Genomic DNA, 21,182 nt, shown 5'->3' with positions numbered 1-21,182 from the left:
TAACTGGTAGTACACAGGAGACCTAAGCGATCTGCCATGACCGTTCTCGAATCCGAACTTCTGCAATTGGCTTACCCGCCGCGGCTTGATCTGGGGCCGCAACTCACTCACGAACAATTGATGAGCTCGATGCAGGCCACCATGGGTCTGCACAAGGGTGGGCCGGTCTGGCTGTTTGCCTATGGCTCGCTGATCTGGCGCCCTGAGTGTTCGGCAACCCAGCGCCTGCGCGCCCGGGTCCATGGCTATCATCGAGGCCTGTACCTGTGGTCCCACGAGCACCGGGGTACGCCGGAGTTACCGGGGCTGGTGTTTGGCCTGGATCGCGGCGGCTCGTGCAGCGGCTTTGCTTACCGCCTGCCGGAAGATCAACTGGAGGCCTCGCTCTATGCCTTGTGGCAGCGCGAGATGCCTTACCCATCCTATCGGCCACACTGGCTCAGTTGCCGGCTTGAAGACGGCAATCAGGTGCAGGCATTGGGTTTTGTGCTGGAGCGACACCTGCCCAGCTATGCCGGTAACTTGCCCGACAGTGTGCTGAACCAGGTGTTTGCCAGCGCTTGCGGGCGTTACGGCACCACTCGCGATTATGTCGAGCAGACCGTCAACGCCCTGCGTAGCCACGCCATGCCAGACAAGAATCTGGAGGCGCGGCTCAAGCGATGTGCCAAAGGCATCGCGGCGATTAACGTGCCGAGCTGACGCTATTGGTGTGCCACAGGGTTGGGATCAGGAACGCGATGGCCAGCAGGCACGCGCCGATCAGCAGCACAAAGCCGCCGTCCCAGCCGAAGTGGTCCACGGTGTAGCCCATGGCTGCACTGGCTGCCACCGATCCACCCAGGTAACCGAACAGGCCGGTAAAACCTGCGGCTGTACCTGCGGCTTTCTTCGGCGCCAGTTCCAGGGCCTGCAGGCCGATCAGCATCACCGGGCCGTAGATCAAAAAGCCAATGGAGAACAGCGCGATCATGTCGACCATCGGGTTGCCTGGCGGGTTGAGCCAGTACACCAGGGTCGCCACGGTCACCAGAGCCATGAACACAATGCCGGTCAGGCCACGGTTGCCACGGAAGATCTTGTCCGACATCCAGCCGCACAGCAGCGTGCCGGGGATCCCTGCCCACTCGTAGAAGAAGTACGCCCAGGACGACTTGTCGACGGTGAAGTGCTTGGCTTCCTTGAGGTAGGTCGGTGCCCAGTCCAGCACGCCGTAGCGCAGCAGGTAGACGAACACGTTGGCGAAGGCGATGTACCACAGCATTTTGTTGCGCAGCACGTACTTGACGAAGATTTCCTTGGCGCTGAATTCGTCTTCGTGGCTGGCGTCGTAGCCTTCCGGGTAGTCGTTCTTGTACTTCTCGATCGGCGGCAGGCCCACCGATTGCGGGGTGTCGCGCATGGTGATGAAGGCAAACGCCGCCACTGCCAAGGCCACGGTGGCCGGGACGTAGAACGCTGCGTGCCAGTCGTTGAACCAGGCCATGCCCAGCAGGAACAGCGGGCCAATCAGACCGCCGCCGACGTTATGCGCCACGTTCCACACCGACACCACGCCGCCGCGTTCTTTCTGCGACCACCAGTGCACCATGGTCCGCCCACTTGGCGGCCAGCCCATGCCCTGGGCCCAGCCGTTGATGAACAGCAGAATGAACATCATGGTCACGCTGGAGGTTGCCCAAGGCGCGAAACCGAAAATGAACATCACCCCGGCCGATACCAGCAAGCCAAACGGCAGGAAGTAGCGCGGGTTGGAGCGGTCGGACACCAGGCCCATGAGGAACTTGGACAGGCCGTAGGCAATGGCGATTGCCGACATGGCCAGGCCCAGTTGACCACGGGTATAACCCTCGTCGATCAGGTACGGCATGGCCAGGGAGAAGTTTTTGCGCAGCAGGTAGTAACCCGCGTAGCCAAAGAAAATACCGGCGAAGATCTGCCAGCGCAGTCGTCGGTAGGTACTGTCGATCTTTTCTTCAGGCAGGGGTGCCTGGTGGGGGGCAGGACGAAAGAAAGCAAACATTCAAGAGCTCCAAATTTCTTGTTTTGACTGCGGATGCGAATGTTACAGTTTCGTTACCGAAAATAGCATCGCCTCTTATCTGCAAACACAGGAAACGGGAGTAATTGCATGTTCTTTTACGAACATGTCGCTAATAGATAAGTATGGGGCGCGATCAGATTCCTCACGGCACTTGAGATCAAATGTAGGAGCTGGCTTGCCTGCGATGGCGGTAGACCAGTTACCAAAGACGTAGCTGACCCACCGCCATCGCAGGCAAGCCAGCTCCTACATTAATTGCATTTCAAATCACTGGCGGACCTGCACGACCACCTTGCCCACTGCCTTGCGCTGCCCCAGGTCATTGATCGCCTGCGCCGCGTTGTCCAGCGGATACACCTGCGACACCAGCGGCTTCAACTTCCCCTCGGCATACCAACCAAACAGCTGCTGGAAATTCGCCGCGTTATCCTGCGGCTGGCGCTGGGCAAACGAGCCCCAGAACACCCCGACCACCGCTGCGCCCTTGAGCAGCGCCAGGTTCACCGGCAGGTCGGGGATACGCCCGCTGGCAAACCCCACCACCAACAGACGGCCGTTCCAGGCAATGGCGCGGATGGCCTGGTCAAACAGGTCGCCCCCTACCGGGTCATAGATCACATCGGCACCGTTGCCATCGGTCAGGCGCTTGATCTCATCCTTGAGGTTGCTTTCGCTGTAGTTGATCAACTCATCGGCGCCCGCCGCCTTGGCCACGGCCAGCTTGTCGGCACTGCTGGCGGCGGCAATCACCCGGGCACCCATGGCCTTGCCGATCTCCACGGCAGCCAGGCCCACGCCACCGGACGCGCCCAGTACCAGCAGGGTCTCGCCAGCGGCCAGGTGGCCACGCTGCTTGAGGGCGTGCATCGAGGTGCCGTAGGTCATGCTGAAGGCGGCAGCGGTGTTGAAATCCATGCTCGGCGGAATCGGCAGCACGTTATAGCCCGGTACCGCGACCTGCTCGGCAAAGCTGCCCCAGCCGGTCAGCGCCATGACCCGGTCGCCGACCTTTAGGTGGCTGACCTTTTCCCCGACTTCGCTGACCACCCCAGCCGCTTCGCCGCCCGGCGAGAACGGGAAGGGCGGTTTGAACTGGTACTTGCCCTCGATGATCAGCGTGTCCGGGAAGTTCACCCCAGCGGCATGGACGTCCAGCAGGATCTCGTTCTTCTTGATCGCCGGGCTTTCGACGTCTTCCAACACCAGGGTTTCGGCAGGGCCGAAGGCTTTGCACAGCACGGCTTTCATCGGACTATTCCTTTTGGCGTATTGGCCGATAAGTGTAGGTGGGTAAGGTCACGGGTCAACGAGCATGCCCCGGCCTGATAAGTCGCCATAAGCTTGTGCTCTGCCTTGCTAGCGTTATGCTACTGGCAACCGAATGTGAGGAATGAACTGTGAAAGCGTGGATCCTGTTGATGCTGGCCCTGACGTTGCCGATGGCAGCCCATGCCGAAGAAGCCAAGGAAGGCGAAGCGCCGAAGGTCAGCTATTACAGCCTGACGCCGCCTTTTGTGGGCAACTATGCCCTGGATGGCGGCCCGAAACTGCGGGTGTACAAAGCGGATGTGGCCCTGCGCGTGACCGGCCCCGAAGCGGCGGCGGCGATCAAGGCCAATGAGCCGTTGATCCGCAACCAACTGGTGGCGTTGTTTACCCAGCAGACTGTCGAGAGCATGGGCAGTGTCGAGGGTAAGGAAAAGTTGCGTCAGGAAGCGTTGAAGCAGACGCAGCAAGTGATGAATGACGAGACGGGCAAGCCGGTGGTTGAGGATTTGTTGTTTAACAATCTGATTATCCAGTAACGCCCATCCTGTGGGCGTCGGCTTGTTGGCGATGGGGCCTTGAAGCTATCGACGCTCACAAGACCGTCACCGTCAGCAACCCGAACTTTGGCGCCAACCTCAGGAGGGGTAACGCCTCTGCACGATGATGATAAAGATTCAGAGGGTCGGTTGGTTTCCATTGTGGAGGTTTTTCTATCGCAAACGTTATGCTTTTGGAGACGGAAATTGTGGGGCCTCCGCCTGATCCAGGATTATCGAATATAAAAGTAAAACGATAAGTTGTTCCTTTTGAAATATGGGTATCCTCGGACGATATCCAGCTGTGCCAATTACCGCCCTTTATAGGTACTCTTGCCAGTACCACCCCACTGGGGCATATAACTTCAAATATCGGATTTCTGCTTTGGTTGAGTCCACTAAATTTATACTGGATCGTGGATGCAAGTCCGGATGGGCGGGAGTTCAATGAGTTTGGAAAACCAGCAACTAAGTTGCTGGTTATAATAGGGCTTATATATAGATTTTCACTCTTTTTCTATCCGTTCGCCATACCCCGTCGGGGGGCGCGTCGAAGACAAAGTAGAACTCGAATGTGTCTACTGTGTTAGATGTTGTGTATTTTGTTGACGACCCCCAAACGCGCCATTGGCCATCTTGTGGAGGGTGGACTGCTAGTATCGGGCCGCCGAAGGTAACAGAGTGAATCTCGAAACGCGGGTTTTTTCCCGTCACCGCACCTCGTTCAAACATATAGCGGAGCGCATGTATGATGTAAATGCCATTACTCCAAGTGGCTTCAACCTCGATTGCTCCTTTGTATCCATGTAATGAATATTCCCCTCTCACTGTTGTTACGCTGGTGGGGTTATTTCGGTCGACCTTAATCTCTATTGTTTCTGAGGGGGCTTCGTCGCTGGAGCCCTTCTTGTCCGACTCTGATATGTCGCTCATTTTTTGCTCTCCCGAGAGTCTCGATGCAATGAATTTGCGGTCGATTGTTATAGTTAATAACGAGAGATAAACGCCGGCTACTGTCAGAATTGACAGTTTTTCATTTTGTTTTTTAATAAGCTCAGTGATTTTTATAAGTGAAAGTTCAAGAGGCCAGACTCTTCCTGAACCGCGCCAACGCCACCGCAAAAAACAACAAGCCAATCCCCGCCAGCGCCAGCAAATCCGGCCACACCACGCTCACCCCCGCATCGCGAAACAGAATCGCCGCACTCAAACTCACAAAATGTGTGGATGGCGAGCCCTGCATCACCCATTGCAACCATTCGGGCATGCTGTCCAGCGGCGTACTGCCGCCTGACAACAGCAGCATCGGAATAATCACCGGGATCGCCAGCAAGCCAAACTGCGGCGTCGAGCGGGCGAGGGTAGCGAGGAAGATGCCCAGGGCAGTGCTGGCAAACAGATACAGCGCGGTTACCAGCAGGAACAGACTCAATGAGCCGGCCAGCGGCACGCCGAGCATGCCCTTGACCACCACTTCCAGTGACAGCCAGGTACACAGCACCACCACCAGCATGTTGCTCCAGATTTTTGCCAGCATGATTTCCAGGGCGGTCAGCGGCAGCACCAGCAAATGGTCGAGGGTGCCATGTTCGCGTTCGCGCAGCAGCGCGGTGCCGGTCAGGACGATGGCGAGGATGGTGATGTTGTTGACGATCTGGATCACCGCCAGGAACCAGCCGCCTTCCAGGTTGGTGTTGAACAATGCCCGGGTGGTGAGGGTCGCCGGTGCGCGCTGGCTGGTGTCCGCCTGGCCGCTGTAGGTCAGCAATTCACGCTGGAAGATCCGCCCGATATAGCCCGCACCCATAAAGGCCTGGCTCATCGCCGTGGCATCCACATTGACCTGCACGCTCGGCTGGCGGCCGGCCAGCAGGTCGGCCTGGAAATTGGCCGGCACGTTGATCACGAAAGTGTACTGGCCGCTGTCCATGACCTTATCCAACTGGTCGTAGGCCAGTGGCACGGCGGGCTGGAATTCCGGTGGTTGCAGGGCTTCGGCCAACTGGCGTGACAATTGGCCATGGTCTTCATCGACAACGGCCACGCTGGCGTTATGCACGCCAATCACTGAACCGGCCGCTGGCATATAAATGGCGACGGTGAAGGCGTAGAACAGAAACAGCAGCAACACGCTGTCGTGGCGCAGGCTGGTGAGCTCTTTGATTCCCAGGCGCAGGATATGGGCGAACTTATGCATCAGGCCTCCTGCTTCTTGAGCATCACCAGGCTCAGCCCGGTGAACCCCAGGAAAAACCCGAACAGCGCCAGGCACTGTGGCCACAGCTGGCGCAGGTCCAGGGCTTTGGTAAAGGTGCCGACGGCGACATCCAGGAAGTAGCCGGCGGGAAACAGCATGCCCATCAGCGCGGCCGCCCCTTCCAGGGACGAGCGCGGCACGATCAGCCCGGAGAACTGGATGGTCGGCAGGCTGGTGATGATCATGGTGCCGAGAATCGCCGCGATCTGGGTGCGGGTGAACGCAGAAATCAGCAGGCCCATGCTGGTGGTGGCCAGCACATACAGCAGGCCGCCAAACGCCAGGGTCACGCCACTGCCCTTGAACGGCACGCCGAACAGCCAGCGGTTCATCGCCACCAGCAGCGCCAGGTTGATCAGGCTGATAACCAGATACGGCGCCTGCTTGCCGAGGAGAAACTCCAGGCGGGTCAGCGGTGTGGCGTAGAAGTTAGTGATCGACCCCAGCTCCTTCTCGCGCACGATGCCCAAGGCGGTGAGCATGGCCGGGATAAACGCCAGGATCAGTGCCATCACGCCGGGGCCGATGGCATTTACGCTGACCACGTCCTGGTTATAGCGAAAGCGCGTCTCCAGTCTGGCGGCGGCGGGCTGGGCTCGCGGGGAGCTGTTGAGTTCCGCCAACTGCTGCAGATTGGCCTGGTGTACCGCTTCGACATAGTTGCGGCTGGTCTCGGCGCGAAACGGCATGCCGCCATCCAGCCAGGCGGCCACTGCCGGTTGGCGCCCGGCGTACAGGTCGCGGCCAAATCCGGGAGGAATCTCCAAGGCGAGTTTGATTTCCGAGCGTTGCAGGCGCCGGTGCAGCTCGGCCGAATCGCTGATCGGCGGCTGTTCGGCGAAGTAGCGCGAACTGCGAAAGGCCTCCAGGTAGGCGCGGCTTTGTGGGGTCTGGTCCTGGTCATACACGGCGAAGGCGAGCTTCTCCACGTCCAGGGAAATGCCGTAGCCGAAGATCACCATCATGAAAATCGCCCCGAGCAGGGCAAAGGCCATGCGCACTTTGTCGCGCAACAACTCCTTGCCTTCGCGACTGGCCACTGCCAGCAGGCGGACCAGGCTGAAGCCGCGCTTGCTGACCGGCGGCGTGGTCGGTGTGCTGACGGTTGCGCTGGGCGCGGCGGCCTCTGGGGCTTCCTGGGCTTGTTCCAGACAGGTGACAAATGCGGCTTCCAGGGTCTCGCCGTGGAAGTGTTGCTGCAGGGCGTCCGGAGTGTCGCAGGCCAGCACCTTGCCGGCGTGCATCAACGAGATGCGGTCGCAGCGCTGGGCTTCGTTCATAAAGTGGGTGGAGAGAAAAATCGTCACCCCTTGCTCGCGGGACAACTCCACCAGCAAACGCCAGAAATCGTCGCGCGCAGCGGGGTCCACACCGGACGTGGGTTCGTCGAGGATCAGCACTTCCGGGCGATGCAACACCGCCACGGCCAGGGACAGGCGCTGGCGCAAACCCAGGGGCAGCTCGCCGGAGGGTTGTTCGGCGACACTGCCCAGGTCAAAACGCTGAATCAATTCTTCGATGCGCGGGCCGCTGTCGGCCTTGGGCAGGTCGAACAGCTGTGCGTGCAGCACCAGGTTCTGGCGCACGCTGAGCTCACCGTACAGCGAGAAGCTCTGGGACATAAAGCCCACGCGTTTGCGGGTCGCCAGGTCCTTGGCATTTACCGGGTTGCCCAGCAGTGTGGCGCTGCCTTCACTGGCCGGCATCAGCCCGGTGAGGACTTTCATGGTGGTGGTCTTGCCGCAGCCGTTGGAGCCGAGAAAGCCGAAGATCTCGCCACGGCCAATGGCGAAGCTGACCTTGTTGACTGCCGTAAAGTCGCCAAAGCGCAGGGTCAGGTCGTGGGCTTCGATGGCGATGTCGGTGTTGTCGTTTGCCCGAGGAGGGATCACCAGCGGCTGGTTGTTGTGCGCGCTGTCGCCCTGGAAATGGGTGAAGGCCTCATCCAGCTTGCCGCTGGGCGTGACCGCAGCCAGTTCGCGGCTCAGGCCATCGGCGATCAGCTTGCCGCGGTCGAGCATCAGGCAGTGCTCGAACTGCTCGGCTTCTTCCATGTAGGCCGTGGCCACCAGCAGCGTCAGTTGCGGGCGTTCGCTGCGTACGGTTTCTACCAGTTCCCAGAAGCGCCGGCGTGACAAAGGGTCGACGCCGGTGGTGGGTTCATCGAGGATCAGCAAGTCCGGGTCGTGGATCAGCGCGCAGCACAGTCCCAATTTTTGCTTCATCCCGCCCGACAGTTTGCCCGCCGGCCGGTCGGCGAAGCGTGCCAGATCGGTGGCCAGCAGCAGGTTGTGCATGCGCTGCTCGCAATCGGCTTTGGACAGGCCAAACAGGGTGGCGAAAAAACGGATGTTCTCGCTGATGGACAGCTCGGGGTACAGGTTGCCGCCCAGGCCCTGGGGCATAAACGCGATCAACGGGTACAGGCTGTTGCGGTGGCGGCGGTCTTCGATGGAGCCGCCCAGCACCTGCAAGTCACCGTCCTGCAGTTTTTTCACCCCGGCGATCAAGCCCAACAGGCTCGACTTGCCCGCGCCATCCGGGCCGATCAACCCGCAGCGGGTACCGGCCGGCAGGCTGAAGGCGATGTCGATCAGCGCCTGTTGCTTGCCGTAGCAGTGGTTGATGCCCGTGGCCTGCAGCGCCAGCCCGGTCATTGCAGGTTGGCCGGCCAGTCCAGGTCGGCGGTGCGCACATAGCCGGCGCCGGGCATGCCGGGCTTGGCCTGGGGCACGGCGCTCGGTTGAGTCAGGCGCAGTTTGACGCGGAACACCAGTTTCTGGCGCTCGTCGCGGGTTTCCACTTCTTTGGGGGTGAACTGCGACTTGGCGGCGACAAAGCTGATTTTCGCCGGCAGGGGTTGATCCGGCAGGGCATCGAGCACGATCCGCGCTTCACTGCCCACGGTCAGGCGACCGGTGACGGAGGCGGGCAGGTAGAGGTTCATGTACTGGTCATTCGGATCTATCAGCAGCAACACGCGCCCGCCGGCACCGAGCACTTCGCCAGGTTCGGCCAGGCGCAACTGGATGATGCCGTCGATGGGCGCGCGCAGGCTGCTGTCTTCGATCTCGCTGGTCAGTTGTGCCACCTGGGCCTGGGCCGCACCGATGGCGGCCTTGACCGCATTGACCTGGGCCTGGGCTGCCGTCACCGCCGCATTGCCGGTGTTCTGCCGTGCCTGTTGCTGGTCGATCAGCTGTGCGCTGGCGAAGCCGCGGCGGTACAGCTCCTGGGTGCGCTTGAGTTCCTGGCTGGCCAGCAGGTTTTCGCTCTGGCGCAATTGCACGTTGGCTTCGGCGGCGGCGAAGTTCTCCTTGGCGCGCAGCACTTCGGCCTCGGCCTGGGAACGCTGGGCTTCGAGGGTGCGGGTGTCGATACGCGCCAGCAGTTGGCCCTTGAGCACTTTGTCGCCTTCATCGACCCGCACTTCAGCCAGGCGGCCGGGGATCTTGGTGGCGATCTGCACTTCGGTGGATTCCAGCCGGCCATTGCCCATGTTCAAACCTTCCGGCAGGCGGTCCAGGGTGGACTTCCAGTAGCCGAAGCCACCGGCGGCCACCAGCAATAGAATCAGGAGAAAGGCAAAGAAGTGCGAACTGCGATGTGACGTCGACATGGGTGCATCCTGCGGTGTTAGCGTCCTAGTTTGCCGGGATCGTAACCGATAGCCGTTGATACCGGTCAAATGAATACCGTTAGGCGTTAACGCAGGGCCATTACCGCCGCCCATTGCTGGGCCGTCACCGGCATCACCGACAAACGACTGCCTTTTTGCACCAGCGGCAGTTCGGCCAGGGCCGTCTGTTGTTTGAGGTAGCCCAGCCCGAGAACGTTGGGGAAGGTCTCGACATGCGCCACTGTAATGGCGCTCCATGGATTTTTTTCCGGGGTGGCCTTGGCATCGAAGTAATGGCTGTCAGCTTCCAGCGCTGTCGGGTCCGGATAAGCCGCCTCAATGATTTTCCCTACGCCGGCAATCCCCGGTTCGGGGCAACTGGAGTGGTAAAAAAAGAACGCGTCACCCACGGCCATGGCCCGCAGGAAGTTGCGTGCCTGGTAATTGCGCACGCCATCCCAGCGCGCCTCGCCGAGTTTTTCCAGGCCCTTGATGGACAGCTCATCGGGCTCGGACTTCATCAGCCAATAGGCCATGGTTTTGCTCCTTTGCAGGGGATTGGGCAGGTTGTCTGTCAATTTCATGACAAACCGACGGTCGGTTGACGTCAAGGTTTGCGTGTTGGTTCACGTTACCGCAGAATGCCGGGATTTTAAGCTTGACGCAGCTGGAACGGACTACTTTGGAACGTTGCTGTCATCGTGTGTGATAGGCCTGAAGGGGGGCAATCGATGAAACGCAAACCGGATTTACTATGGATTTTGGTTATTTTGTTCGGTCTGGGCGTCGTGACCACCGGGTATGCGCAAAGCCTGTGGTCGAACAAGACCGAAGCCCCGGTTGAATTTGCACAGCAGCAGCCACAAACCTTCAAGCGTTGATGCTATTTCGGCGCCGTTGATTCCAGCGGCGTCCCCTCTGCGATATACCACTTCTTATCGGTAACGGTGCCATTCAATGGCACGTCCCAGCTGGCCTGCGCCAGTCGTTTGACTTTCTGGCACTCATGGGCCAGGCCCAGCAGCGTCGGCTTGCGCCACGACGAGCGGCGCGCCAGGTACGCCAGGCTGCGATCGTAAAAGCCGCCGCCCATGCCCAGCCGCCCGCCCGCATCATCGAAACCCACCAATGGCAGCAGCACCAGGTCCAGGGCCCAGACCTTGCGCTGGCGCCCGATATTGACCTGTGGCTCAAGAATGCCGAAGCGATTGGGCGCAAGTTTTTCCCGGGGACGTACCCGTTGGAACACCATCTTGGTCCGTGGCCAGGCACTGAGCACCGGCAGGTAGGTGGCCTTGCCCCGGCGCTGGGCAGCGCGCAGCAGCAAGCGCGGATCGATTTCGCCATCCGTTGGTAGGTATAAAGCAATATGTTTGGCCCGGCGAAACAGCGGATGCTGTGCCAGTTGCCGATACAGGCCAAGAGCTGCCTGGCGCTGCTCGCCCGGCGTCAGGGCGCGGCGGGCATTGCGCAACATGCGTCGAAGTTGCGGACGGGAAAGCGGCGCAGGTTCGGTCATGGTGTTCGGCTCATAAAACAATGCCAGTCCGGGGACTGGCATTGAGTTTGGGAATTCAGGCTCCCCGACAGAACCGCTGTCGACTAAGCCCTTGAACCCGAAAGTTCAAGGTGGAAGAAGCAGTAGGCTTTAAGGCTTTCCGTCTAGCGGACATGCACACCAGCCCAACGTGCAACTTCCAGGGTAGTGCGAATCGGCTCCGGGACATCGCCGACTGGCAAGCACGCCAGGGAGTGGGGCGAGTATACCCCAAACAGACTCGGCAATCAGCCCTTGGGTGCGTCTGAATCGCTGGAAAGCACCAGATCCACACGTTCCAGCAGGTCACGCACCTGCTCGCGTGTCGAGCCGCTGGCCTGTACGTCAGGGCGCTCCTGCTTATGCAGCAAATCGTGGGTAATGTTCAGGGCGGCCATCACGGCGATACGGTCGGCACCGATGACTTTGCCGCTGCTGCGGATTTCACGCATCTTGCCATCCAGGTAGCGGGCGGCGCTCACCAGGTTGCTGCGCTCTTCCTGGGGGCAGATGATCGAATACTCTTTGTCGAGAATCTGCACGGTGACGCTATTGCTTGAACTCATGAGTCTTGCTCCAGGGCCTTCAGGCGCGAAATCATCGACTCGACCTTACGCCGGGCGATTTCGTTTTTTTCAATGAGGTGAGCGCGTTCCTCGCGCCAGGTCTTTTCCTGAGCTAATAGGAGTCCGTTTTGACTCTTTAGTTGCTCGACCCGGGTAATTAGCAATTCGAGTCTGGCCATCAGCGCTTGCAAGTCGGCGTCTTCCATAGGGTTCCACTGGATTTGTCTGATGAATGGCAACTGCAGGATAAACGATCTGACGCCCTTGATAGTCGGGTGCGTCTGCCGGTGCTAGGATACAGCGCTTCATTCTAGACATCGCGCCGCCTGGCGCCTAGCTCATCATGCCTATTCAGAATTGCCCGTACGACGCTTTTTCCAAACTGCTGAGCTCCAGCGGTCACCCTTGCTCGCCTGCCGAACTGCATGGCGTGCTGCTGGGCCGTAGCTGCACCGGTGTCGGCTTTGACGCCGACAACTGGCTGGCCGACGTCGCCGAGCTGCTGGAAACCGAGCCTACCGAAAACGTGCGCAACGCGTTGATCGGCTTGCAAGAAATGGTTAAAGGCGAGCTGACCGGTGATGACGTCACCGTAGTCCTGCTGCTGCCAACCGATGATGCGCCGCTCACCGAGCGTGCTGCTGCACTGGGTCAATGGTGCCAGGGCTTCCTCCATGGCTTTGGCGTGAACGCCGGCGGCCTGGAGTTGAGCACCGACGCCAAGGAAGTGTTGCAGGACCTGGCAGCCATCTCCCAGGTGCAAGACGCCCTGGAAGAGTCCGAAGACGGCGAAGGCGACTATATGGAAGTCATGGAATACCTGCGCGTCGCGCCGCTGCTGCTGTTCACCGAGACCAAAAAGTCTGCTGAACCCGCAGCAGTCAAGCCGTCGCTGCACTAAGAGAGGGAACCCACCTGCCCATGATCCATATCCCCAAAGCGGAATACACCCGCCGCCGCAAGGCGCTCATGGCGCAGATGGAACCCAACAGCATCGCGATCCTGCCGGCCGCCGCCGTGGCGATCCGCAACCGTGATGTCGAACACGTCTACCGCCAGGACAGCGACTTCCAGTACCTGAGCGGCTTCCCCGAGCCCCAGGCAGTGATTGTGTTGATGCCTGGGCGCATTCACGGCGAGTACGTGCTGTTCTGCCGTGAACGCAATGCCGAGCGCGAATTGTGGGACGGCCTGCGCGCCGGTACCGAAGGCGCGATTCGCGAATACGGCGCCGACGATGCCTTCCCGATCACCGATATCGACGACATCCTGCCCGGCCTGATCGAAGGTCGCGACCGGGTGTATTCGGCCATGGGCAGCAATGCCGAGTTCGACCGGCACCTGATGGAGTGGATCAACGTGATCCGCTCCAAGGCGCACCTCGGTGCGCAGCCGCCGAACGAATTCGTTGCCCTGGATCATCTGCTGCACGACATGCGCCTGTATAAATCCGCCGCAGAAGTGAAGGTCATGCGCGAAGCCGCACGGATTTCCTGCGCGGCCCATATCCGGGCAATGCAGGCCAGCCGCCCGGGGTTGCATGAATTCAGCCTGGAAGCCGAGCTGGACTACGAGTTCCGCCGGGGCGGGGCGAAGATGCCGGCCTACGGCTCCATCGTCGCTTCGGGGCGCAACAGCTGCATCCTGCACTACCAGCAGAATGATGCGGTGCTCAAGGACGGTGACCTGGTGCTGATCGACGCCGGTTGTGAAATCGACTGCTATGCCAGCGATATCACCCGTACCTGGCCGGTCAACGGCAAGTTTTCCGCCGAGCAGAAGGCGATCTACGAAGTGGTGCTGGCCTCCCAGGAAGCCGCCTTTGCGCAGATCGCGCCGAACAAACACTGGAACCAGGCCCATGAGGCGACGGTGCACGTCATCACCGCCGGGCTGGTGAAGCTGGGCTTGTTGCAAGGTGACGTGGACGAGTTGATCGCCAGCGAAGCCTACAAGGCGTTCTATATGCACCGCGCCGGGCACTGGCTGGGCATGGATGTGCATGATGTGGGCGAGTACAAGGTCGGCGGCGAGTGGCGGGTGCTGGAAGTGGGCATGGCCCTGACCGTGGAGCCGGGCATCTACATTGCCCCGGATAACCAGAACGTGGCAAAGAAATGGCGTGGCATAGGCGTGCGCATCGAGGATGACGTGGTGGTGACCAAGCAAGGCTGTGAAATTCTGACCGGTGGCGTGCCCAAGACCGTGGCCGAGATTGAAGCACTGATGGCGGCCGCCCGATGAGCCGGGTCAACCTGGCGATTATCGGTGGCGGCCTGGTGGGTGCCAGCTTGGCGCTGGCGTTGCAGGCCGGGGCCAAGGCTCGCGGTTGGAAGATCGTGCTGATCGAACCCTTTGCCCCCGGCGACAGCTACCAGCCGAGCTACGACGCACGTTCCTCGGCGCTGTCCTTTGGCGCGCGACAGATCTACCAGCGCCTGGGTGTGTGGCAAGACATTTCCCGGCGCGCCGAGCCGATCAAGCAGATCCATGTTTCCGACCGTGGGCGCTTCTCTACCGCGCGCCTGTCGGCGCTCGAAGAGGGCGTACCGGCCCTGGGCTATGTGGTGGAAAACGCCTGGCTCGGGCAGTGCCTGTGGCAAGGCCTGGACAAGGACGTGATCAGTTGGCGTTGCCCTGCAGAAGTCAGCCGCATGGAACCGCTGGCCGACGGCTACCGCCTGACCCTCAACGATGAAACTGTCATCGAGTGCGATCTCGCGGTACTGGCCGATGGTGGCCGCTCCGGCCTGCGCGAGCAGTTGGGCATTGGCGTCAAGCAACGGCCTTACAACCAGAGCGCCCTGATCGCCAACATCACCCCCAGCGAAGCCCATAACGGCGAGGCTTTCGAGCGTTTCACCGACGAAGGCCCGATGGCCTTGCTGCCGCTGGCAGACAACCGTTGCGCACTGGTCTGGACCCGCGTCGGCATGGATGCCCAGCGCTTGGCGCAGCTGGATGAACGCAGTTTTCTCAGCGAGTTGCAGGGCGTGTTTGGTTATCGCCTGGGCACCTTGAAACAGGTTGGCGCGCGCCACTTGTATCCGCTGACCCTGGTGGAGGCCGAGGAGCAAGTGCGCTCGCACCTGGTGATCCTCGGCAATGCCGCCCACAGCTTGCACCCGATTGCCGGCCAGGGTTTCAACCTGTCGCTGCGCGATGCCTATGCGCTGGCCGAGGCCCTGTTGGCCGGGCCGCAAGTGCCGGGTGACCTGGCGACCTTGCAGGCCTACCGCGAACGCCAGCGTCTGGACCAGCAATTGACCGTGGGCTTCTCCGACCAGGTCACCCGCCTGTTTGGCAGCGGCCAGCCGCTGGTCGCCATGGGCCGCAACCTCGGCCTGCTGGGCCTGGACCTATTGCCGCCGGCCAAGCGCTGGTTCGCCCGGCAGGCCATGGGCCTGGGCACGCGTCCCGATGCGTAAGTGGTTGACGGAGCGCCTGGGCAAGGCGCGGTTGTTGCGCTGGATCATGACCCTGTATCCGCCGTATCTGGGCGCAGGCGTCCGTGTGCAGCACATGAGCGCTGATTTTCGTCAGGTGAAGGTGCGCATGGGCCTGGGCTGGTACAACCGCAACTACGTCGGTACGCAATTTGGCGGCAGCCTCTACTCGATGGTCGACCCGTTCTACATGCTGATGCTGATGGAGAACCTGGGGCGCGACTACATCGTCTGGGACAAGGCCGCGACCATTGATTTCATCTCGCCGGGCAAAGGCCCGGTGTTTGCCGAATTCTCCATCGACCAGGCCTTGCTCGATGAGGTGCGACGGCAGACCGAGGGCGGCGAGAAATACTTGCCGCACCTCAAGGTGCAGATTCACGACGGCTCCGGCACCCTGGTGGCGCGAGTCGACAAAACCCTTTACGTGCGGCGCAAGCCGCCAGCGAGACAGGCATAAAGCATGGACATGCGCGCAGATGTGCTGATTGTCGGGGCCGGAATGGTCGGAAGCGCCCTGGCGCTGGCGTTGCAGGGCAGTGGCCTGCAGGTGCTGCTGCTCGACGGCAGCCCAATGAGCGTCAAGCCATTCGACGCCGATGCGCCGTTTGAACCGCGGGTGAGCGCCTTGTCGGCCGCCAGCCAGCGCATCCTCGACCGCCTGGGTGTGTGGGATGGCATCGCCAGCCGCCGCGCCAGCCCCTACGGCGAGATGCAGGTGTGGGATGGCAGCGGCACCGGGCAGATCCACTTTTCGGCGGCCAGTGTGCATGCCGAGGTGCTGGGGCATATCGTCGAAAACCGCGTGGTCCAGGACGCCCTGCTTGAGCGCCTGCACGACTGCGACCTGGGCCTGCTGGCCAATGCACGCCTGGAGCAGATGCGCCGCTCCGGCGATGACTGGCTGCTGACCCTGGCCGATGGCCGCACTTTGCGCGCGCCGCTGGTGATCGCCGCCGACGGCGCCAACTCGGCTGTGCGCCGCCTGACCGGCACCGCCACCCGCGAATGGGATTACCTGCACCACGCCATCGTCACCAGCGTACGCAGCAGCCAGCCGCACCAGCGTACCGCCTGGCAGCGCTTCACCGACCATGGTCCGCTGGCGTTCCTGCCGCTGGTGCGCGATGGCCAGGAAGATTGGTGCTCGATCGTCTGGTCGACCACGCCAAGTGAGTCCGAACGCCTGATGGCCCTGGACGACGACAGCTTCTGCCGCGAACTGGAGCGCGCTTTTGAAGGGCGCCTCGGCAGCGTGGTCAGCGCCGACCCGCGTCTGTGCGTACCGCTGCGCCAGCGCCACGCCAAGCGCTACGTCGCCGAAGGCCTGGCGCTGATTGGTGATGCTGCCCACGTTATCCACCCATTGGCGGGGCAGGGGGTGAATCTGGGGTTCCTCGATGCCGCCGTGTTGGCCGAGGTGCTGCTAAAGGCGTGCGAGCGCGGTGAGCGCTTGGCGGATGTGAAGGTGCTCAGTCGCTACGAGCGTCGGCGCATGCCGCACAACCTGGCGCTGATGGCGGCGATGGAGGGCTTTGAACGGTTGTTCCAGGCTGACCAGTTGCCATTGCGCTGGTTGCGCAATGCGGGGCTGAAGATGGTCGACCAGATGCCCGAGGCCAAGGCGCTGTTTGTGCGCCAGGCATTGGGCTTGACCGGAGACCTGCCGGATCTGGCCAAGGCCTGAGGCCATCTGTCGCACCTTAAATGGCACTCGTGCAACATCTCGTAACTCCTCCGGCCAGTGTTCGGTTGAGATGCTAAATGTGAGTCCTTATCATTTGCGCTCACTTTTCCTACGAGAGACCGCACCTATGTTGGCACCCAAGCGCCTCCTGACTGCCCTGGCACTCACCCTTATCGCCAGCACCACCGCCCAGGCGGCTGACGAAGTGGTGGTCTACTCCTCTCGTATCGACGAGTTGATCAAGCCGGTGTTCGACGCCTACACCAAGAAAACCGGGGTGCAGGTGAAGTTCATCACCGACAAGGAAGCGCCGCTGATGCAGCGCATCAAGGCCGAAGGCCAGAACGCCACCGCCGACCTGCTGCTGACCGTCGATGCTGGCAACCTCTGGCAAGCCGAGCAGATGGGCATCCTGCAGCCGTTCACTTCCAAGGTGATCGACGCCAACATCCCCGCGCAATATCGCGCTTCCAGCCACGCCTGGACCGGCTTGAGCCTGCGGGCGCGGACCATCGCGTACTCCACCGACCGCGTGAAGCCGGCAGAGCTGACCACCTACGAAGCCCTGGCTGACAAGCAATGGGAAGGCCGCCTGTGCCTGCGCACCGCGAAGAAGGTCTACAACCAGTCGCTGACCGCCACCCTGATCGAGACCCATGGCGCAGAAAAGACCGAAGAACTCATCAAGGGCTGGGTGAATAACCTGTCCACCGATGTCTTCTCCGATGACGTCGCGGTATTGCAGGCAATCAACGCCGGGCAGTGCGACGTGGGGATCGTCAACACTTACTACTACGGCCGCCTGCACAAGCAGGACCCGAAGCTGGCAGTCAAATTGTTCTGGCCGAACCAGGGCGACCGTGGCGTGCACGTCAACCTGTCGGGCATTGGCCTGACCAAGTACGCCCCGCACCCGGAAGCCGCCAAGGCTCTGGTGGAGTGGATGACTACGCCTGAGGCGCAGAAGATCTTTGCCGACGTCAACCAGGAGTTCCCGGCCAACCCGGCGGTAGAACCCTCGGCTGAAGTGGCGAGCTGGGGCAAGTTCAAGGCTGACACCCTGCCGGTGGAAGTGGCGGGCAAGCGCCAGGCCGAGGCGATTCGCCTGATGGATCGTGCGGGCTGGAACTGAGTACAATTTGTAGGACGCCGCAGTTCTAATGTGGGAGCGGCTTGTGTAGGAGCTGGCTTGCCTGCGATAGCATCACCCGGTATCGCTGATAAACCGAGGTGTCTGCATCGCAGGCAAGCCAGCTCCCACACAAGCCCGCTCCCACAGTGTTTTGTGCAGGTCTCCACATCATCCACTGCTTGAGAATTCCTTTTGGCCCACCCCGCCCAACGCCGCTGGTACCTGCCAGTCTTCACTGTCGCCGCCCTGGTGCTGCTGCCGTTGAGCGTGTTGTTGCTGTCCTGGCAAAGCATCGACACGCAAATCTGGTCGCACTTGTGGGACACCCAGATGCCGCGTCTGCTGGGCAACACCTTGACCCTGGTGCTGGGCGTCGGGGTCGGTGTAACGGTGCTGGGCGTGAGCCTGGCGTGGCTGACCAGCCTCTGTGAGTTCCCCGGCCGGCGTTGGCTGGACTGGGCGTTGATGCTGCCGTTTGCCATCCCGGCCTATGTCCTGGCGTTTGTCTTCGTCGGCCTGCTGGACTTCTCCGGGCCGGTACAAACCCTGCTGCGCGAGTGGTTCGGCACGGGCCTGCGCCTGCCGCGCGTGCGCTCCACCAGTGGCGTGATCATCGTGCTGGTGCTGGTGTTCTATCCCTACGTCTACCTGCTGGCGCGCACCGCCTTTCTGGCCCAGGGCAAGGGGTTGATGGAAGCGGCGCGGGTGTTGGGCCAATCACCCTGGCAGGCATTCTGGCGGGTGGCCCTGCCCATGGCGCGCCCGGCCATCGGCGCCGGCGTGGCCCTGGCGTTGATGGAAACCCTGGCGGATTTCGGCGCAGTGTCAGTGTTCAATTTCGACACGTTCACCACCGCCATCTACAAGACCTGGTATGGCTTTTTCAGCCTGTCCAGCGCCGCGCAACTGGCGAGCCTGCTGCTGTTGGTGGTGATGCTGGTGCTCTACGGCGAGCGCCGGGCCCGTGGCGCCAGCCGCCCGAGCAACGAGCGACCGCGGGGCAAGGCGCTGTATCACCTGAGTGGCTTCAAGGCCGCCGCCGCCACTGGCTGGTGCGCCCTGGTGTTTGCCTGCGCCTTTGTCATCCCGATGCTCCAACTGCTGGCCTGGTTCTGGCAGCGCGGGCGTTTCGACCTCGACGAGCGCTACGCCGGGCTGATCGTGCATACCCTTTACCTGGGTGGCATGGCCGCGTTGATCACCGTCAGCGTGGCGTTGCTGCTGGCGTTTGCCAACCGCCTGGCGCCGACCCGTGCCATCCGCGCCGGGGTCAGCCTGGGCAACCTGGGCTATGCCTTGCCGGGTTCGGTATTGGCGGTGTCGATCATGCTGGCGTTCAGCTATTTGGACCGCGAGTTGGTGATCCCTGTGTCCAGTTGGCTGGGCGGTGCTGGCAAACCGTTGCTGTTGGGCAGCCTGTCGGCGCTGCTGATGGCCTATCTGGTGCGCTTCCTGGCCGTGGCCTACGGCCCACTGGAAAACAGCCTGGCGCGCATCCGCCCGTCCTTGCCGGAAGCAGCGCGCAGCCTGGGGGTCAGTGGGCCACGACTGTTTTGCAAAGTGTATCTGCCACTTTTGTTGCCCGGCACCTTGAGCGCCGCGCTGCTGGTGTTTGTCGATGTGCTCAAGGAAATGCCCGCGACCCTGCTGATGCGCCCGTTCGGCTGGGATACGCTGGCGGTACGCATCTTTGAGATGACCAGCGAAGGCGAGTGGGCGCGTGCCTCCTTGCCCGCCCTGACCCTGGTGTTGGTCGGCCTGTTGCCGGTCATCGGCTTGATCCGACGTTCGGCGCGACGAATCGGTTAGGTGTCAGTCCTACGGCTTGAGGCTACAATGCGCGGCATTCGGTGCGGCCCGTCTTTCGGGTTGGGCTGCTGATTGTGGCTGCAAGCCTTGTATTTCAAGGTGTGTAGCCCGAACAGCAACCGTCCGCACCTTCGCCACGCCCGGAAGGAGAAACCCATGGGACAGCGTACGCCTCTGTATGACCTGCATCTCGCCCTTGGCGCGAAAATGGTCGATTTTGGCGGTTGGGATATGCCTCTGCACTACGGCTCGCAAGTCGAGGAGCACCATCAGGTGCGCCGTGACTGCGGGGTGTTTGATGTCTCCCACATGACCGTGATCGATATCTCGGGCCTGCAGGCCAGGGAATGGCTGCAGTACCTGTTGGCCAATGATGTCGATCGTTTGCATGGCTGCGGCCATGCGCTGTACAGCGCCATGCTCAACGAGCAGGGCGGGGTGGTGGACGACATGATTGTCTACCGCACCGAAGAGGGTTACCGGCTGGTGGTCAATGCGGCCACCCGCGACCAGGATATCGCCTGGATGCAGAGCCAGTTGGGCAGCTACCAGGTGCTGATGCGCGAACGCCCGGACCTGGCCATGCTGGCGATCCAGGGCCCCCAGGCCCGGCACAAGATTGCCGAGTTGGTCACCCAGTCTCGCGGCGTGTTGATCCAACAGCTCAAGCCTTTCGAGGGGCGTGCCGACGGTGACTGGTTTATCGCGCGCACGGGCTATACCGGCGAAGATGGCCTGGAAATCGTCCTGCCTGCCGATCAGGCCCCGGGGTTTTTCAACGACCTGGTAGGCGCGGGCATCTCGCCCATCGGCCTCGGTGCTCGCGATACCCTGCGCCTGGAGGCCGGCATGAACCTCTACGGCCAGGATATCCACCTGAATGTGTCACCGTTGGCCGCCAACATGGCCTGGAGCATCGCCTGGGAACCCGTCAGCCGCGATTTCATCGGGCGCGCCGCCCTGGAAGCCGAGCGTGCGGCCGGGGTGCAGCTCAAACTGGTAGGCCTGGTGCTGGAAGAACGCGGGGTTTTGCGCGCTCATCAAGTGGTTCGTATCGCCAATGTTGGCGAAGGAGAGATCACCAGTGGTAGTTTCTCTCCTACGCTAAGCAAATCCATTGCCCTGGCGCGTGTACCGATGGCAACCGCCGACCGTGCCGAGGTAGAAATTCGCGGTAAGTGGTACCCGGTGCGAGTGGTCAAACCGACCTTCGTGCGCCATGGTAAAACCTTGATCTAATCTTTTCCGGGCCAATGGCCGCTGACATTTCTTTTTGAGGA

Annotated in this window: 21 protein-coding genes and 1 other RNA gene; 11 read left to right on the top strand and 11 right to left on the bottom strand. The window is 61.5% G+C overall.

Going from position 1 to position 21,182, the window contains the following annotated elements; translation table 11 throughout:
* Positions 1 to 36: 36 nt before the first annotated feature.
* Positions 37 to 702 carry a gamma-glutamylcyclotransferase gene (locus PSFL_RS14375; protein ID WP_057440451.1) on the top strand — a complete coding sequence of 222 codons (666 nt, stop codon included), beginning with the start codon at positions 37 to 39 and terminating at the stop codon, positions 700 to 702.
* Here the strand turns inward: PSFL_RS14375 and glpT are convergent.
* Together glpT and PSFL_RS14365 are read right to left on the bottom strand one after the other, a co-directional pair.
* Positions 686 to 2,023: a glycerol-3-phosphate transporter gene (gene glpT / locus PSFL_RS14370; protein ID WP_057440450.1), complete on the bottom strand. Its 1,338-nt coding sequence runs from the start codon at positions 2,021 to 2,023 to the stop codon at positions 686 to 688. The two genes, PSFL_RS14375 and glpT, sit on opposite strands and share 17 nt — an antisense overlap.
* Before the next feature lie 288 nt (positions 2,024 to 2,311).
* Positions 2,312 to 3,292, bottom strand: a complete 981-nt coding sequence (locus tag PSFL_RS14365; protein ID WP_057440449.1) for an NADPH:quinone oxidoreductase family protein — start codon at positions 3,290 to 3,292, stop codon at positions 2,312 to 2,314.
* A gap of 149 nt (positions 3,293 to 3,441) precedes the next feature.
* Here PSFL_RS14365 and PSFL_RS14360 point away from each other — a divergent pair, with 149 nt between their 5' ends.
* Complete coding sequence (locus tag PSFL_RS14360) at positions 3,442 to 3,849, top strand: flagellar basal body-associated protein FliL (protein WP_029289542.1); 408 nt, start codon at positions 3,442 to 3,444, stop codon at positions 3,847 to 3,849.
* Between the two features lie 492 nt (positions 3,850 to 4,341).
* On the opposite strand, the gene PSFL_RS14355 is transcribed toward PSFL_RS14360, so the two are convergent.
* The 5 genes from PSFL_RS14355 to PSFL_RS14335 form a co-directional block, all read right to left on the bottom strand.
* Positions 4,342 to 4,782, bottom strand: a complete 441-nt coding sequence (locus PSFL_RS14355; RefSeq protein ID WP_147283362.1) for a hypothetical protein — start codon at positions 4,780 to 4,782, stop codon at positions 4,342 to 4,344.
* A 145-nt stretch (positions 4,783 to 4,927) separates the two neighbouring features.
* Positions 4,928 to 6,046, bottom strand: a complete 1,119-nt coding sequence (locus tag PSFL_RS14350) for an ABC transporter permease (protein WP_115129247.1) — start codon at positions 6,044 to 6,046, stop codon at positions 4,928 to 4,930.
* A complete protein-coding gene (rbbA, locus tag PSFL_RS14345; protein WP_200655998.1) occupies positions 6,046 to 8,763 on the bottom strand; it encodes a ribosome-associated ATPase/putative transporter RbbA in 2,718 nt (905 codons plus the stop codon). The genes PSFL_RS14350 and rbbA overlap by 1 nt, the downstream gene beginning before the upstream one ends.
* Positions 8,760 to 9,725 (bottom strand): HlyD family secretion protein, encoded by a 966-nt coding sequence (locus PSFL_RS14340; RefSeq protein ID WP_057440447.1) that lies wholly within the window; start codon positions 9,723 to 9,725, stop codon positions 8,760 to 8,762. The genes rbbA and PSFL_RS14340 overlap by 4 nt, the downstream gene beginning before the upstream one ends.
* Positions 9,726 to 9,811: 86 nt before the next feature.
* Positions 9,812 to 10,261, bottom strand: a complete 450-nt coding sequence (locus PSFL_RS14335; protein ID WP_057960942.1) for an EVE domain-containing protein — start codon at positions 10,259 to 10,261, stop codon at positions 9,812 to 9,814.
* Positions 10,262 to 10,456: 195 nt separating this feature from the next.
* On the opposite strand from PSFL_RS14335, the gene PSFL_RS14330 reads away from it, so the two are divergent.
* Complete coding sequence (locus tag PSFL_RS14330) at positions 10,457 to 10,606, top strand: hypothetical protein (protein ID WP_143110453.1); 150 nt, start codon at positions 10,457 to 10,459, stop codon at positions 10,604 to 10,606.
* Between the two features lie 2 nt (positions 10,607 to 10,608).
* Here the strand turns inward: PSFL_RS14330 and PSFL_RS14325 are convergent, their stop codons facing one another.
* The 4 genes from PSFL_RS14325 to PSFL_RS14310 form a co-directional block, all read right to left on the bottom strand.
* Positions 10,609 to 11,244: a 5-formyltetrahydrofolate cyclo-ligase gene (locus PSFL_RS14325; RefSeq protein ID WP_170044527.1), complete on the bottom strand. Its 636-nt coding sequence runs from the start codon at positions 11,242 to 11,244 to the stop codon at positions 10,609 to 10,611.
* A 57-nt stretch (positions 11,245 to 11,301) separates the two neighbouring features.
* Positions 11,302 to 11,480, bottom strand: a non-coding RNA gene (ssrS, locus tag PSFL_RS14320) — 6S RNA.
* Between the two features lie 30 nt (positions 11,481 to 11,510).
* Positions 11,511 to 11,828: a cell division protein ZapA gene (locus tag PSFL_RS14315; protein ID WP_010207385.1), complete on the bottom strand. Its 318-nt coding sequence runs from the start codon at positions 11,826 to 11,828 to the stop codon at positions 11,511 to 11,513.
* A complete protein-coding gene (locus PSFL_RS14310; protein WP_057440444.1) occupies positions 11,825 to 12,034 on the bottom strand; it encodes a TIGR02449 family protein in 210 nt (69 codons plus the stop codon). Before PSFL_RS14310 ends, PSFL_RS14315 begins: the two co-directional genes overlap by 4 nt.
* A gap of 137 nt (positions 12,035 to 12,171) precedes the next feature.
* On the opposite strand from PSFL_RS14310, the gene PSFL_RS14305 reads away from it, so the two are divergent.
* From PSFL_RS14305 to gcvT, 8 genes are all read left to right on the top strand, one after another.
* The gene (locus tag PSFL_RS14305; protein WP_397470192.1) at positions 12,172 to 12,729 is read left to right on the top strand and encodes a YecA family protein; all 558 of its coding nucleotides are present in this window, start codon (positions 12,172 to 12,174) and stop codon (positions 12,727 to 12,729) included.
* A gap of 20 nt (positions 12,730 to 12,749) precedes the next feature.
* Entirely contained in the window at positions 12,750 to 14,072 is a 1,323-nt protein-coding gene (gene pepP / locus PSFL_RS14300; RefSeq protein WP_115129244.1) for a Xaa-Pro aminopeptidase, read from the top strand.
* A complete protein-coding gene (gene ubiH / locus PSFL_RS14295; protein ID WP_057960939.1) occupies positions 14,069 to 15,256 on the top strand; it encodes a 2-octaprenyl-6-methoxyphenyl hydroxylase in 1,188 nt (395 codons plus the stop codon). Before pepP ends, ubiH begins: the two co-directional genes overlap by 4 nt.
* Positions 15,249 to 15,734 (top strand): DUF4442 domain-containing protein, encoded by a 486-nt coding sequence (locus PSFL_RS14290; protein ID WP_057444198.1) that lies wholly within the window; start codon positions 15,249 to 15,251, stop codon positions 15,732 to 15,734. Before ubiH ends, PSFL_RS14290 begins: the two co-directional genes overlap by 8 nt.
* A 9-nt stretch (positions 15,735 to 15,743) precedes the next feature.
* Complete coding sequence (locus PSFL_RS14285) at positions 15,744 to 16,961, top strand: 2-octaprenyl-3-methyl-6-methoxy-1,4-benzoquinol hydroxylase (RefSeq protein ID WP_169960161.1); 1,218 nt, start codon at positions 15,744 to 15,746, stop codon at positions 16,959 to 16,961.
* Positions 16,962 to 17,088: 127 nt separating this feature from the next.
* Entirely contained in the window at positions 17,089 to 18,093 is a 1,005-nt protein-coding gene (locus tag PSFL_RS14280; protein ID WP_057440441.1) for an extracellular solute-binding protein, read from the top strand.
* Between the two features lie 192 nt (positions 18,094 to 18,285).
* Entirely contained in the window at positions 18,286 to 19,902 is a 1,617-nt protein-coding gene (locus tag PSFL_RS14275; RefSeq protein WP_057960937.1) for an iron ABC transporter permease, read from the top strand.
* Positions 19,903 to 20,058: 156 nt separating this feature from the next.
* Entirely contained in the window at positions 20,059 to 21,141 is a 1,083-nt protein-coding gene (gene gcvT / locus PSFL_RS14270; RefSeq protein WP_057960936.1) for a glycine cleavage system aminomethyltransferase GcvT, read from the top strand.
* The last annotated feature ends 41 nt before the right edge of the window (positions 21,142 to 21,182 follow it).

This window comes from Pseudomonas sp. DD1, assembly GCF_044510355.1.
Taxonomy (GTDB): domain Bacteria; phylum Pseudomonadota; class Gammaproteobacteria; order Pseudomonadales; family Pseudomonadaceae; genus Aquipseudomonas; species Aquipseudomonas shahriarae.
Note: the sequence above shows the minus strand (reverse complement) of the source record. Positions and strands in the feature narration are given on the sequence as shown.